General features: G+C 36.0%; 14 protein-coding genes. 8 read left to right on the top strand and 6 right to left on the bottom strand.

Annotation, left to right across the window (positions count from 1 at the left end; all coding sequences use genetic code 11):
* The first annotated feature begins 1 nt into the window (after window position 1).
* Entirely contained in the window at window positions 2-1,747 is a 1,746-nt protein-coding gene (gene ade / locus RT445_RS12955; protein ID WP_274793468.1) for an adenine deaminase, read from the top strand.
* Window positions 1,748-2,103: 356 nt separating this feature from the next.
* Here the strand turns inward: ade and RT445_RS12950 are convergent, their stop codons facing one another.
* Window positions 2,104-2,541 (bottom strand): MarR family winged helix-turn-helix transcriptional regulator, encoded by a 438-nt coding sequence (locus RT445_RS12950; protein WP_274793467.1) that lies wholly within the window; start codon window positions 2,539-2,541, stop codon window positions 2,104-2,106.
* A gap of 151 nt (window positions 2,542-2,692) precedes the next feature.
* Between RT445_RS12950 and RT445_RS12945 the strand changes: the two genes are divergently transcribed.
* From RT445_RS12945 to RT445_RS12935, 3 genes are all read left to right on the top strand, one after another.
* The gene (locus RT445_RS12945; RefSeq protein ID WP_274793466.1) at window positions 2,693-3,097 is read left to right on the top strand and encodes an Ohr family peroxiredoxin; all 405 of its coding nucleotides are present in this window, start codon (window positions 2,693-2,695) and stop codon (window positions 3,095-3,097) included.
* Between the two features lie 24 nt (window positions 3,098-3,121).
* Entirely contained in the window at window positions 3,122-3,748 is a 627-nt protein-coding gene (locus RT445_RS12940) for a nitroreductase family protein (RefSeq protein WP_274793465.1), read from the top strand.
* Between the two features lie 205 nt (window positions 3,749-3,953).
* The gene (locus RT445_RS12935) at window positions 3,954-7,187 is read left to right on the top strand and encodes a collagenase (RefSeq protein ID WP_274793464.1); all 3,234 of its coding nucleotides are present in this window, start codon (window positions 3,954-3,956) and stop codon (window positions 7,185-7,187) included.
* 106 nt (window positions 7,188-7,293) lie between these two features.
* On the opposite strand, the gene RT445_RS12930 is transcribed toward RT445_RS12935, so the two are convergent.
* The 3 genes from RT445_RS12930 to RT445_RS12920 all read right to left on the bottom strand — a co-directional run bounded on the left by RT445_RS12930 (window position 7,294) and on the right by RT445_RS12920 (window position 9,917).
* Window positions 7,294-7,395 carry a DUF3221 domain-containing protein gene (locus tag RT445_RS12930; RefSeq protein WP_274793463.1) on the bottom strand — a complete coding sequence of 34 codons (102 nt, stop codon included), beginning with the start codon at window positions 7,393-7,395 and terminating at the stop codon, window positions 7,294-7,296.
* A 632-nt stretch (window positions 7,396-8,027) separates the two neighbouring features.
* Window positions 8,028-8,822 (bottom strand): SDR family NAD(P)-dependent oxidoreductase, encoded by a 795-nt coding sequence (locus RT445_RS12925; RefSeq protein WP_274793462.1) that lies wholly within the window; start codon window positions 8,820-8,822, stop codon window positions 8,028-8,030.
* Between the two features lie 81 nt (window positions 8,823-8,903).
* The gene (locus RT445_RS12920) at window positions 8,904-9,917 is read right to left on the bottom strand and encodes an AraC family transcriptional regulator (protein WP_274793461.1); all 1,014 of its coding nucleotides are present in this window, start codon (window positions 9,915-9,917) and stop codon (window positions 8,904-8,906) included.
* A gap of 403 nt (window positions 9,918-10,320) precedes the next feature.
* On the opposite strand from RT445_RS12920, the gene RT445_RS12915 reads away from it, so the two are divergent.
* Together RT445_RS12915 and RT445_RS12910 are read left to right on the top strand one after the other, a co-directional pair.
* Complete coding sequence (locus RT445_RS12915) at window positions 10,321-10,860, top strand: flavodoxin family protein (protein WP_274793460.1); 540 nt, start codon at window positions 10,321-10,323, stop codon at window positions 10,858-10,860.
* Between the two features lie 250 nt (window positions 10,861-11,110).
* Window positions 11,111-11,998 (top strand): LysR family transcriptional regulator, encoded by an 888-nt coding sequence (locus tag RT445_RS12910; protein ID WP_274793459.1) that lies wholly within the window; start codon window positions 11,111-11,113, stop codon window positions 11,996-11,998.
* 34 nt (window positions 11,999-12,032) lie between these two features.
* On the opposite strand, the gene RT445_RS12905 is transcribed toward RT445_RS12910, so the two are convergent.
* On the bottom strand, window positions 12,033-13,061 hold the full coding sequence (locus RT445_RS12905; RefSeq protein WP_313470691.1) for an S-layer homology domain-containing protein: 1,029 nt from the start codon (window positions 13,059-13,061) through the stop codon (window positions 12,033-12,035).
* A gap of 142 nt (window positions 13,062-13,203) precedes the next feature.
* Window positions 13,204-13,941 carry an SDR family NAD(P)-dependent oxidoreductase gene (locus RT445_RS12900; RefSeq protein WP_274793457.1) on the bottom strand — a complete coding sequence of 246 codons (738 nt, stop codon included), beginning with the start codon at window positions 13,939-13,941 and terminating at the stop codon, window positions 13,204-13,206.
* A 161-nt stretch (window positions 13,942-14,102) separates the two neighbouring features.
* Between RT445_RS12900 and RT445_RS12895 the strand changes: the two genes are divergently transcribed.
* Entirely contained in the window at window positions 14,103-14,711 is a 609-nt protein-coding gene (locus RT445_RS12895) for a TetR family transcriptional regulator (RefSeq protein WP_313470690.1), read from the top strand.
* Window positions 14,712-14,896: 185 nt separating this feature from the next.
* A complete protein-coding gene (locus RT445_RS12890) occupies window positions 14,897-15,052 on the top strand; it encodes a hypothetical protein (RefSeq protein WP_313470689.1) in 156 nt (51 codons plus the stop codon).
* Window positions 15,053-15,117 lie beyond the last annotated feature (65 nt).

Genomic DNA, 15,117 nt, shown 5'->3' with positions numbered 1-15,117 from the left:
GATGTCGACAAAATTACAGCAGTTAACGCAAAATATCTTATCATCACAAGGAAAAATAGAGGCAGATTTTATTCTGAGAAATGCACAAGTTGCAGATGTTTTTTCATTAACGTGGAAAAAAGCAGATATTGTTGTGAAAAATGGCATGATTGTAGCAATTGATCGCAATCATACATTTCATGCAAAAGAAGAAGAGGATGCTACAGGAAGCTATGTCATTCCTGGATTAATTGATGGTCATATACATATTGAATCTTCCATGTTAACACCAGGGGAGTTTAGTCGGGTGCTCATTCCTCATGGTATTACAACGGTCATTACAGACCCACATGAAATTGCCAATGTCGCAGGGGCAGAGGGCATTCAATTTATGCTTGATGATGCTCAAAAGGCGGATATGGATATTTTTGTGATGCTGCCATCTAGTGTGCCAGGTACCCAGTTTGAAAATGCAGGTGCTACACTAACAGCAGAAGATTTAGAGCCGTTCTTGACACATCAACAAGTTCGCGGCTTAGCAGAGGTGATGGATTTTCCAGCCGTATTAAATGGGGAACAGGGCATGCTGCAAAAAATTGTATTAACACAGCAAGCCAATCTCGTTATAGATGGACATTGTGCGGGCTTACAAAGCACACAAATTACAGGCTATCGTGCTGCGGGTATTCAGACAGATCATGAATGTGTGACTGCACTGGAGGCCATCGACCGTGTGGAGCAGGGCATGTATGTCCTTATTCGTGAAGGCTCAGCGGCGAAAAACTTACGTGATTTATTGCCAGCAGTTCAACCACACAATGCTCGTCGTTTTGGTTTTTGTACGGATGACAAATATGTAGACGAGTTAATGGATGAAGGAAGCATCAACTATGATGTGGCTATGGCAATAGCAGAAGGGATGTCACCATTACAAGCGATCCAGCTGGCAACTGTTAATACAGCAGAGTGCTATCGTTTATTTGATCGTGGGGTACTTGCACCAGGCTATAAGGCTGATTTTGTGCTTGTGGAGGATCTAACGAGTATGCAGGCCAAAGCAGTTTGGAAAAATGGTCGGAAAGTGGCTGAAAATGGAGCAATGTTGACAAGTCGTCAAGAGCCAGTTGTTCCTGCTCATATCCATCAATCTGTCCATTTACCAACTGTTACAAAGGATATGCTCCAACTGTCATTCACAAAGGGAACGAAGGCAAATGTCATGGAAATTGTGCCAAATCAGCTGATTACCAATCATTTAGTGATCGATGTGCCTGTCAAGGAGGGCGTTTTTGTACCTTCTGTAGAGCAAGACCTACTGAAATTAGCTGTCATAGAACGTCACCATCATTTGCATACGACAGGCTTAGGGATTGTTAAGGGATTCGGTTTACAAAAAGGGGCAGTAGCGACTACAGTAGCACATGATTCACATAACGCCCTTGTCGTCGGTACAAATGATGATGATATGGTTCTGGCACTTTCGCGTATTCAGGAAATCCAAGGAGGCTTTGTAATTGTAGCGGATGGCAAGATATTAGCAGAAATGCCGTTAACAATTGGTGGCTTAATGACAGATGTACCAGCACAGCAAGCTAAAGAACAGCTAGCTAGCTTGCACAGTGCCCTGCAGACCCTCAACCCAACATTAGATTTTCATTTTCTACTGACATTTTCATTTGTTGCATTACCAGTCATTCCTGCACTAAAGCTAACAGATACAGGATTATTTGATGTGACAACTTTCCAGCATATTTCTATAGAAGCTTAGACGAGAAAACGACCTAATTGCAGCGAGCGATTAGGTCGTTTGTTATTTTTTATAATTAGATAAATGTGTTTTGATACTCCTCTTTATTTTAGGTAGTTAAACAACGAGTCTTCTATAAGAGAAAAATCTGTTTACATCGTGCAATTTGCGACAAAAGAACACGAGAGAGACTATATCTTTAGAGTCTCTGGTATTCCGGTAGAGAAACAGAGTTAAATATTGAAGAAATTCATAATGACTTCATTTACAAAAAGTATTTAAGATAGAAAAATATCCACCTTACCTCATTGAAAAAGGTTCATTTGATTACACACTTATTTTCAAAAGAGTGAATCAAATGAACCTTTTTAGGTATCCTAATGATTATCTTTACTCGACGAGTCATTGTAAACGATATCTTGTAGCACATTTTTTAGTTGCAAAAATTGCTGCTCTGAGATATTGGATTGCTTCATTACTTGACGTGAAACTTCAGGTAGCTGACAACGAACGTTACTTCCTTCTTTCGTTAAAAATATTTTCATTAGTCGTTCGTCATCCTTGGAACGTTCACGACAAATATAGCCTTTTCCCTCTAATTTTTTTAGTAAAGGTGTTAATGTTCCTGAATCTAAAAATAAGCGTTGTCCCAATTCTTTTACAGTTATTTGTTCGTTTTCTTCTAAAGCTAATAAGGTGATGTAACCTGTATAGGTTAGATCATATGGCTTTAATAATAATGTATATTGACGAATGATTTCTTTTGATGTGGCATACAAAAGAAAGCACAATTGATTATCTAAATGATTAGGCATAAAAATCCCCTCTTAAAAGTTCTTCTTCTACCACTAATATTAAAAATAAAGTTCTTACTTGTCAAATACAATTAAATTGTGTACAATTCAATTTGTAATAATTAGATTGTGTACAATTTAATTGATCAATTTAAAATAAGGGGTTTTGATTATGAAAGAATTATACTCAACTACAATGATTAATACTGGTGGGCGTAGTGGCACATCATATGCAGAGGATCAATCACTATCTTTAAAAATTGCGCCACCTGGCTCAAAATTAGATAATGTTACAAATCCAGAGCAATTATTCGCTGCTGGTTATAGTGCTTGCTTTAATAGCGCATTAGCTTTAATTAAACGCCAAAAGAAAATTGACAATTCATCCACAATAAAAGTGACAGTACGATTAATGGAGCAAGCTTCATTTGATTATATTCTAGCTGTGGACATCGAAGGTCATATTGAAGGCTTAGCACTGGAAGAAGCACAAGAATTATTGGAGTTAACACATACAGTATGTCCTTATTCAAAGGCAACAATGGGAAATATCAATGTCACAATTAAAGCAATTTAACTATTTGAAAAAGAGGGAAATGACATGTCAGAAACTACACCATTAAAACAAATTATGCAAGAACGAAAATCGGTACGTAAATACAATGCAACAGCGAAAATATCTCGAGAAACGATTATGCAACTAATAGAAGATGCTACTTCTGCCCCTTCATCGAGCAACATGCAGCCATGGCGATTTATCGTTATTGATGATAAGGAAATTCAAAAAAATATTAATTTCTTTTCATTTAATCAAGAGCAGATAGAAACAGCCTCTGCCATTATTGCGGTTATTGGTGATATTAAAATGTATTTAAATGCTGAGGAAATCTATGCAAAAAATGTAGAGTTAGGCTATATGCCAGAAGAAATCGCCAATAAGCTTGCAAAAGACGCATTAACTATGTATGGTTCTGCATCAACAAAAACATTAGAAAACATAGTGCATTTTGATGCTGGCTTAGTGTCTATGCAAATTATGTTATTAGCGAAGGAAATGGGATATGATACCGTTCCAATGGGTGGATTTGATAAAGCGAAATTTGCTGAATACATGGAATTACCAGCAAATGAAATTCCTATATTATTATTGGCAATTGGTGAAGCAGCAGCACCAGCATATGGTTCTTCTCGTCTTCCAATAGACCGCATCGTCAGATTTAATAAATAATTGAAAAGCAATGTCCCAAATAGGGACATTGCTTTTTTAGTGTAATTGTGTCTAAAGTTTTCAAATTATACAAGGGGATATTCCTAAATATAACCATTTTTTTATTGATATTTTTACATAATATGTTACTTTTATATAGGTAATATTGTACTAAATAAGGAAAATATTATTAGATAATCAATGTAGTACTATAGGAGGGCATATTATGAATAAGAGTTTTAAAATGAATCAAGTGTTAATTGGGATTAGTACATTGGCACTTTCGTTAGGAGGGTTGCAAGCGGAAGTATCAGCAGCAGAAAAAACGCCTTATCATGTATTACAAATGAAACCTGCTGGTATAGAAACGCCGAAAGATGACATTGCACATACCACACAAACTGATGCAACATTATCATTTGAAAAACGGCTTGAAATAGAAAGTTTATCGCAACAGCAGGGTCAAACTTTAGAACGTGCTAACTCGCAGTATTTGCAAGAAAAGTATTCGATGGCAGAGCTTAATAGAATGAGTGATAGTGAGCTCATGAATACCTTGGGCACTATTCAGTGGTATCAAATTACAGATTTATTCGAATACAGTGAGGAAACAAAAGTTTTTTATCAAAATGAAGAACGCATGCAAGTTATTATTAATGAATTGGGAAAAAGAGGGGGTTCTTTTACGAAAGAGGATTCAAAAGGTATTGAAACATTTGTAGAACTATTGCGTTCGGCTTTTTATGTTGGATTTTATAATAACGAACTATCTTATTTAAATGATCGCAGTTTCCATGATAAGTGTTTACCAGCATTAAAAGAAATAGCTAACAATCCAAACTTTAAACTTGGTACAGCTGAGCAAGACAAAGTAATATCTGCCTATGGGAAACTTATAGGGAATGCTTCTAGTGACGCGGATACAATTCAATATGCTGCGAACATTTTAAAACAGTATAACGACAATCTTTCTACATATGAAGGCGAGTATTCAAAAGGACAAGCTATATACGATTTAATGCATGGGATTGATTTTGATTTGCAGTCGTATTTGCATGATGCTCGTAAAGAAGCTAATACAACAATGTGGTATGGACAAATAGATAGCTTCATAAATGAGGTTAATAAAATAGCACTATTACATAATGTAACAAAAAGCAATAGTTGGTTAATCACTAATGGTATTTATTATGCAGGGCGTTTAGGTGTATTTCACAGTAACCCTAATAAAGGTTTAGAAATTGTTACAGAAGCAATGCATATGTATCCATATTTAAGTGATGCTTATTTTGTAGCTGTAGAGCAAATAGCTACAAATTACCATGGAAAGGATTATAGTGGAAATCCAGTAGATTTGCAGAAAGTACGTGAAGAAGGAAAGAAGCAGTATCTACCGAAAACATATACGTTTGATGATGGATCAATTGTATTTAAAACAGGAGATCAAGTAACAGATGACAAAGTTCAACGATTATACTGGGCTGCAAAAGAAGTAAAAGCACAATATCATCGTGTAATTGGCAATGATAAAGCATTAGAACCAGGAAATGCTGATGAGATAATAACAGTTGTAATTTATAACTCCCCAGATGAATATCTTTTAAACCGTCAATTGTATGGATATGAAACCAATAATGGTGGAATTTATATTGAAGAGAATGGAACATTTTTTACTTATGAACGTACGGCACAGCAAAGCATTTATAGTTTAGAAGAGTTGTTCCGCCATGAATTTACACATTATTTACAGGCTAGGTACGAGGTTCCAGGTTTATTCGGGATTGGAGATATGTATCAAAATGAACGACTAACATGGTTCCAAGAAGGAAATGCAGAATTCTTTGCGGGATCAACGCGTACAAATGATATTGTTCCACGTAAGAGTATTATTAGTGGATTATCAGATGATCCATCACAACGCTACACAGCAGAACAAACAATGTTTGCAAAATATGGATCATGGGATTTTTATAATTATTCATACGCACTCCAGTCTTATATGTACCATCATCAATTTGATACATTGGATAAGATTCAAGATTTAATTCGTGCAAATGATGTGAAAAATTATGATGCGTATCGTGAGACTTTAAGTAAAGATCCACTGCTAAATTTAGAATACCAAGCCTATATGCAGAATTTGATTGATAATCAAGAAAAATATGAGGTACCACAAGTATCAGAAGATTATTTAGTACAACATCAACCGAAAGCTTTAAAAGAAGTAGAGCAAGAAATCGTGGATATTGCTAACATCAAAGATGTTAAAATGACAAAACATCAGTCGCACTTTTTCAATACATTTACACTTGAAGGTACGTTTGTAGGGGGCAATACAAAGGGAGAATCTCATGATTGGAAAACGATGAGTAAACAAGTGAACCAAGTACTTGATCAATTGTCGGAAAAAGAGTGGAGCGGCTTTAAAACAATGACAGCATATTTTGTGAACTACCGTGTGAATGCAGCAAACCAGTTTGAATATGATATTGTTTTCCACGGCGTTGCGACGGATGAAGGAGATAATCAAGGCCCGTTTGTTAAAATAAATGGCCCTTATACTGGCATCAAAAATGAAAAAATTGAGTTTAAAAGCGATGGTTCAAAAGATAATGATGGAGAAATAGTTTCCTATCTTTGGGATTTTGGCGATGGAGATACAAGTGATGAAGCAAACCCTACTCATCTATACGAAAAAGAAGGAACATACAATGTGACATTAACCGTGAAAAATGATAAAGAAATAGAAAGTAAAGCTTATACAATTGTCACTGTAAGGAAGGGAACAGAAACAGAGAATAATCATCCCGAAGAAGCGACAATCATTCCATTTAATAAGCCCCTAAAAGGTAGCTTGATTGATCATGATACTGATGTGTATCAGTTTGACGTAACGTCTTCAGAAGAAATAGATATTGCAGTCTTAAATGAAAATCAAATTGGCATGACGTGGGTGCTTTATCATGAGTCTGATATGCAAAATTATGTATCTTTTGGACAGGAAGATGGAAATAGTATAAATGGTAAACTTAAAGCTGAACCTGGAAAGTATTTTTTATATATTTATAAATTTGCTAATGAAAATGGGACATATACAGTTAATGTCCAAAATGAAGCACAAACAGAAACAGAGATAGAACCAAACAATCGTCCCGAGGAAGCGACAATCATTCCATTTAATAAGCCCCTAAAAGGGAGCTTAATGGATGATGATAATACAGATGTATACCAATTTGATGTGACATCACCAAAAGAGATAGATATTTCTGTCCTAAATGAAAATCAAATTGGCATGACATGGGTGCTTCACCATGAGTCAGATATGCAAAATTTCGCATCATTTGGACAGGAAGATGAAAATAATATAAAAGGTAAATTTAATGCAGTACCAGGAAAGTATTATTTATATATTTATAAATATAATAATGAAAACGGGACATATACGGTTCATATCCAATAATTATATATGGAAAGCATTCATTCCTTCTAGACTGTTGCTAACTAACATACTAATAAATAAAAGAAATAAACGAAAAATGGAATATATTTTGGCTATAAACTTTATGTCAAAGTTTTTCTATTCGAATAACTTTGATTTTTGCAGGATTTGACTCCAACTTTTCAGAGTACCAAATTCTTACTTTATCGCCACTTTTAATATCCTTCATAGAAAGTTTCAATTCGATTTAAAATTGAAACTGATTCAAATTGATTTGAGTACATGAAGTTTTTACTAGAGAAACTCTCTAAATCTGATTGTTGAACGTCCTTTCCTTGAATAAAATAGACTGTTCCTTTCTGAATAACTATATAGCCAATTTCATTTTCGCTATATTCTTTAGATAATAGTTGGCTAACATTACCTAAGAAATATAAAATAACAAGAAGAAGTAAAAATAAGACCATGTTAATAATAGGTTTCGAAACTATGTTCTTAATTCTAATCACTACCTTATTTAATTATTTTATATTAAATATAATTTATTGTTGCTCGCTTCTATATTACTAAAATAAAAAGACTTTATTTGTACTACTTCCTTAATAAGCAGGGATAGACATAGCGATTGCTTTCAATTTTCAAATTTGTAGCCATATCTACACTCACTATACTAAAGAAAGCAAAATGTGATGAAATCAAATGACATAATTATGTAAAGAAAACATACTAACATCAGTAGTACAAACCTAGTCCGAGGTTTGTACTACTATTTTTTATAGTAAAAGAGTAAACAAAATTTATAGAAACATTTATCAGTATTCTTTATTTCTCCTTAAAGTGTTGAGGGAAATGTGAAAGATGCTAAAAAATTGTCGGTACCATGCCTCCATCCATACGAATCGGAGATCCTTTAAATGCGGATGCATAAGGACTACATACAAATGTAGTTAGTCTCCCTATTTCAAATGGTTTAATAAATCTTTGTATTTCAGATTGGGGGAGGTTTGTCGTCATAAATGCTTTCTCTTTCTCTGAAAAACTCATACCTTGATTAGGAAACATACTATCAATTATTTGATACACATTTTCAGAGAGTGTAGGACCTGGCATGATTGTATTGATTGTAACTTCTCTTCCTTTTGTTAATTTTGATAGGCTTTTTGCCAAAGATAAGAGCATTGTTTTTGTCATGCAATATTGAGGCATTTGTCCTGAGGGCATAATGGCTTCTTCACTTGCAATAAAAATAATGCGTCCAAAATTATTTTCCAACATGTTAGGTAAGTAAAATTTAGATAATCCATTTGCTGCAAGAACATTAGTACGGAAGTAATTTTCCCATGTATCATCGTCAACGTCTTCGTATTGCATTATTTCATACATACCCATATTGTTAACTAAAATATCAATACTTGGATATTTTTCGAATAAAGCTTCTCTTTGCTGAGGATTAGCAATATCAGCTGTAGCATTTTTGGGGAAAGTCGATGGATAAGCTGATTTAATTTCATTGACAATGCGTTCTACCTCTTCATAATTTCGCCCATTAATGAGTACATTTACACCTTCTTTGGCTAGTTCGATAGCAATTGCTTTACCTATACCTCTCGTTGATCCAGTAACTAATGCAGTTTTATTGTTTAATCCCATATCCATAATTCAGTGCCCCTTTATTTAGTATGATTATAAAGTAATAAAATCCTATTTTTGTTCGAAATTTTTATAAAATCCAATGATCTAGTTTGTTTCTATATGTTTAGCACGCCAATTTGATGGTGTATCACCTTCCCAAAGGTGGAAGGCACGGTAGAACGAGTTCTGATCTTCATAACCAATCAAGAAGGCGATATCTTTCATATCAAGCGAGGGATCAGCTAGATACGCTCGGGCCTGATCCTGTCGAACTTGTGCTAACAAATGTTTAAAGCTCGTGCATTCATTAGTAAGCCTACGCTGTAAGGTACGATCACTCATCCCTAACTCGCTTGCGATTGTCTGAATATCAGGGCGTCCTCCTGCTAAGCTTCGTTTCATCATCCATTTGACCATCTCGGTGAAGGAGCGGTTATGTTGGTGTTCATTTAACGATTGATCCAAAAGAGGGGTCAAAATTTCCAACAACTCCAAGTTATATGAAGTAAAGTGACGGTCCAGATCTCCTCGATGTAACGTCAACCGGTTACGCTTTGCACCAATCTGAATACAACAACCGAAATAATCTTCAAGGGTCTGTACATCGCCCATTGCATGTGTAAATTCAACTAACTTAGCTGTTATAGGTTGACCTGTCCCACGGCGTCCAAGCTCAAGTAGAAATGCAAGTGTGATACCAACCAGCATAGGGGGACCGGATTGCCCAGGATACGACCATTCTAGATCGATTGTACAATCCTCACCTTCCTCAGTGATACGTAAGCTTTCTGGAGGACACAGTTGCTTGTACCGTGCCATTCTTTTTAGAGCATCACGATAATCACGAGCATGGTAGGCTACTAAGACAGTAGGCGGATAATGATTTGAATCAAAGCTAGTGGCTAGTTTGATCATTCCTTTGGCAGTATCGTCAATAAGATCAGAATAAGCCTGCCAAATCGCTAAATATTGGATTGTGGAGACTACTGATTCATTCATGATCGTGAGTGGTAGTCGTGCTTTTCGAACTACGTCGTGGGGGACTATCCCTAATTGACGTATGCCTTCCCAAAATCCTACCGGCATTTTTATACGATTAGAGCTTTGTAACGTCAACATTTGAACCTCCTTAATTCATTTGCATGTAGTGTTTATACGTGATTATTGTCTTTAGTGTTTGTACGGGACAGTTTATATAGTATCGTTTCCATCACGACTTGTAACTAGCAAATAGCGACTAAAAACTTGCTATGTACGCCAAATTTTTAGAAAACAAATTTTATTTTTATTGATAGCTTGATAGAGCAGGTAAGCTCCTGGCAATTCCGTTAACTTTATCATATCTAGATTACTAGGCTAGAAGTATTTTTCTTTTTTCAAATAGCCAAGAAAGGAATTTACAAAATCACTTTTTTCGATTGGTTTTATCGAAATAATCATCTTTATCGATTTGTATGATCATAATAAGATATAGACATAGGGGAACAATAGTAAAAACTTCAAGGAAGCGGGGATAACAAACATGTCTATAGCAGTTATTTACGGTGGAAATCGTCCGGATGGGAATGTAGAGACTTTAACAAAATTAGTCACACAAGGCTTGATGGTTGAAGAAATTTATTTAAAGGATTATAGCATTGAGCCAATAATCGATAAGCGTCATGCAGAGGAGGGGTTTTCTGATGTCAACGATGATTATAATGCCGTCATTGACCGAATACTTCCGCATGATATTCTTATTTTTTCTACCCCTATTTATTGGTATAGTATGACAGGAATAATGAAGAACTTTATTGATCGATGGTCCCAATCTTTAAGAGACCCGAATTATCCTGATTTTAAGGCATTGATGTCTTCTAAAAAAGCATATGTCATTGCAGTTGGAGGGGATGAGCCGTCTATCAAAGGTTTACCAATGATTCAGCAATTTCAACATATCTTTGACTTTGTTGGTACAACTTTTGCAGGCTATATTCTAGGTGAAGGAAATAAACCAGGCGATATCGTTCAAGATCTAAAAGCAATATCTGCAGCAGAACATCTTCGAAAAGAATTACAATAGCTTCTTTGTTTAAAAGAGACGCAGATAACTAATAGTTTGATTTATTTTTTTGAGCAGATGACAAAGAACGTATTTGGACGATAGTGGTTCCAAATACGTTTCTTTTATTTGAAAAGGCATGAACGTCCGAAATTTCAATTGGCTAGCTTCTTTCTTCCATCTACCAACTAGTGTACACTTAGTTTTATTATCGGAAAAGATGAATGTTTTGGCAAAAACTATCGAAAAAAAAGATAAAGGAGTTCGAGTAATGGATTTAAAGCAGCTTCAAACGTTTTTAACAGCAGCTGAAACATTAAGCTTTACAAAGACGGCCCAGCTTCTTGACTACGCTCAATCAAGTATTACAGCTCAAGTAAAAACATTAGAACAAGAGTTAGGTGTTAATCTTTTTGAGCGTCTTGGTAAGCGTATTATCCTAACGGAAGAGGGCAAGCGACTTCAACAATATGCCAAAAAAATGCTAGAGCTAGATCGTGAAATGAAAAAAGCGATATCCAACGAGCAGGAGCAAGTCCTATTAAAGGTGGGAGCACAGGAAAGCCAATGTGTCTATCGTTTGCCGAGCATTTTACAGCAATTTCAACAGGTCCACCCCCATGTGAAAATCATTTTTAAGCCAGTGCATACAACGGACATTGCTAAAAAGCTATTACAGGTAGGGGATTTAGATGTTGCCTTTATAACAGATACGTACCAGGAGACATCAATGCTACAGCGACAGCGGTTGATTGAAGAGCAGCTTATTTTCGTCAGTGCACCTATTGAAAGAATGGAGCCGCTTTCCGCTCAACAGCTAGCACTTGAAACGATGCTGTTAACTGAAACAGGGTGCTCTTATCGAAATCATTTAGAAGCATTGCTTCAACTAGAAGGGGTTAGGCCATTACAAATGATTGAATTTGCCAGTATTGAAGCGATCAAACAATGTGTAATCGCAGGCTTAGGGATGACGTTTTTACCTAAAATGGTCGTAGAAAAAGAGCTGACAATGGGACTTGTAACAGAGATACCGTCCACATTAAAGCTAGCTCCTATTTATACAGATATTGCTTGGCATAAAGATAAGGATTTGCCACCGTGTCTCCTTGATTTTATTGCTATTGCCAAGCAGAAGTATCAAACGCTTGGGGATTAAAAAAGAGCCTGAATGTATCAGACTCCTTTGCTAGCTATTGTTTCTTTAATGTTCCAGAGAAATTAGTGCCTTCATTACGCTCTGCCCGGCAATCAACCTCAGACACTTTGAGGGCATTGTTGGATAAACGCTCTAATTCGACAACACAGCGATTGCCATTTGAGGATTTATTCATCAAAGCTTTTGTACTACTTGTTATCGTGGCAGTTCCATTGACATTACCTGAAGCTGTTCCATCATTCGCTGTTAAAGCAATAGAGAAGCTATTACTTGTAGCGTTGGAAATGACAGCGTCGCGGCGGTTAAAATCATTGGCACCCTTACCCCATTTGTAATAATACGTGTAGACACCTTCCCAGGCACTTTTCCCAGGTGTAGCCTGTTGCAAAGATTTATCAAGCTGACTTTGAGCATTTTTCGCTCTTGCCATTAATGATACATTGTTGGCATTATCATGTATGGCTTGTGCATCTGCGGAGATTTCATAAAAATTTCGTTCATCCATGCGGTAAAGCATTGTGACTACTTGGGCACGTGTCATATTGTTCGTCACCCCATAAAACTTCTGTAAATTACGGTCTTCATACTGTGGATTTTGCCCTGATGAAATATAATAATCGAGTAAAAACTGAATGGATTGATCTAAGTCTTTCTTACCACTAGCTAAATGAGCAATGGCTTGTGCCACTACACCACGCTTCACTGTAGCTGCTCGAATTCGGTTGTCGAAATAGCCATTTACAGGCACTCCATAGCTAGCGAGCTGGTTATAAAATTCATCTGACCAGTTTGCCGAAGGAGTTTGTTTCTTTAATTCATCGATAGGGGATTCAAGCTCATAAAAATTAGCTAATAGTTTGGCTAATTGCTGTTCAGTAATAGTAGCATTTGGTTTAAACGTCCCATCAGTAAAACCATTCACAATATCATATTCCTCTGCCCATAAGATAGCTTCATAGGCATAATGATCCTCTGATACATCTCTAAAACTAGCAGCTTGTACATTGCCTGCACTGCCTACGATAAGAATGGAAAATAATAATGTACATATTAATTTTTTCATTTGTCATCTTCATCCTTTCTTGCTCGTTATGTTAATAGTTTGCAGGAAATGGATAAAAACTGCAAATTTTTCTAAGATTAATAGTCCTTATAAGAAAAAATAATCGCTATCTTCTGCTGAAGAAGCGATTATTTAAAGTTATCTATTGGGCTGTATAGCCACCATCTACTGTTAATGTGTTACCTGTCATAAATGTTGAATCGTCACAAAGCATAAATAAAACAGCTTTTGCCATTTCCTCTGGTTGACCTAAACGTTGCATCGGTGTTACTTGACGTAATGACTCTTTGCTCTCTTCTGGGATAATAGGTGTATCAATAAAACCAGGGCATAGCGCATTGACACGGATACCACGAGTAGCAAATTCCAATGCTAATGAACGTGTTAAATTAATGACGCCACCTTTTGCTGCATTATAGGCTGCTGATCCTGCTGATCCAACCCATCCATACATCGAAGCGGTATTAACGATTGTACCGCCGTTTGCTTTTAGCATTTCTTTAATGGCAGCTTGCGCCATTAAAAATACGCCATCTAAATCTACATTCACTGTTTGGCGCCATTCCGCATAAGGTAACTCTTCTGTTGGTGTAACACGACCAATCCCCGCATTATTAAAAAGGACATCGACTTTGCCAAATGTCTCGATTGTTGTTTGATAGATAGAAGCAACTTCAAGTTCATCAGTTACATTTGCTTTAATAAAGATAGCCTCTGCTCCCGTTGCTTGTAGTTGAGCAGCAAATGCTTGGCCTTTTTCTTCATTTAAATCAACAAGTACTACCTTTGCACCTTCTGCAACAAAGAGTTGAGCAGTTGCGGCACCAATACCAGAAGCACCACCTGTAATAATTGCGACTTTATCTTGTAATTTCCCCATATATGACACTCCCTTTAGGAATAATTTTTCTTGCACACTACGTAAATCACGGTGTACTTTTATTGTAAAACGCTTGAAAACGGAAACAATCACTAATGTCGTCGCAAGTGTCTAACTAGTAGACAGATTTGCTCAATATGTCTAAAAGGGAGGAAAAAATAGTGCCAAAATGGACACAAAGACAGGAAAGAACGCGCCGCCATTTTTATGAGGCGTTTAGCGAGCTAATAAAAATACAAGGGTTCCAAACGATTACAGTGAAGGATATTGTAGAACGAGCAGGCTATAACCGTAGTACCTTTTATGTGCATTTTCAAGATAAATTCGAGCTGGCAGCAAATTTACTGGAACTGATGCTGAAAGGTCTTGAAGTAGCTGTAGGTGAACCGTATCTGTATGGAGAAAAGGTTTATACAACAAAATTAAAAGCGCCATCTTTCAATATTATTCATTATATTTACAAGCATCGGTTATTTTTCGAGCTATTGAACGTCGAAGATACAATTCCTGGATTGCATACACGTATGCCGCTCACCATTACAAAAATTTATCAAGAGCAATTTAAATTTGAAACGATTAATCATCAGCCTGTTAATATGGACATGTTCAAGCATTATACTTCTTACGGCTTTTATGGATTGATGATGCAGTGGATTGCCAGTGGCTATGAGAAATCCGAGGATGCATTAATCAAAGATATTATTGAATTGACCAAAACACATATTTATGCATTTGAATTTATTGGGAAACCGCAAGAAATGGAACCGTAAAATAAGTATTGAAAAAAATCTCTAATGATCTTATTAGGGATTTTTTTATATGGGCGAAATTAATTTTTCCTTAAGAAAAAAATTTTTTACAAGAAATTTTAATAAAGTAGTTGAATTTTCTTTTATTTAAGCATATATTTTTCCTAAGGGAAACAAAATATCTCTAAAGAAAGAAGAGTGCTCGGATGAAAGAAATTGGTGATTTCAAGCTGACGATTCTTCCAATGGTTGTCTTATTGATTCTTACAATTTTATGGAAACTTACGGAATCAGTAGGAGCTGGCATGATATTAATCATTTTCTGGATGAGTTGGCGCCAGCTTATTCGGAAAATCATATAAACAATGTGGTTGCAGAGAAAGAGTGACGCTCTGAATATTGGAGGCTATGAAAATTGCGGACATAG

The sequence above is a fragment of the Lysinibacillus sp. genome (genome assembly GCF_032093475.1).
GTDB lineage: Bacteria > Bacillota > Bacilli > Bacillales_A > Planococcaceae > Lysinibacillus > Lysinibacillus irui.
This window is presented reverse-complemented; position numbering and strand designations above follow the sequence as displayed.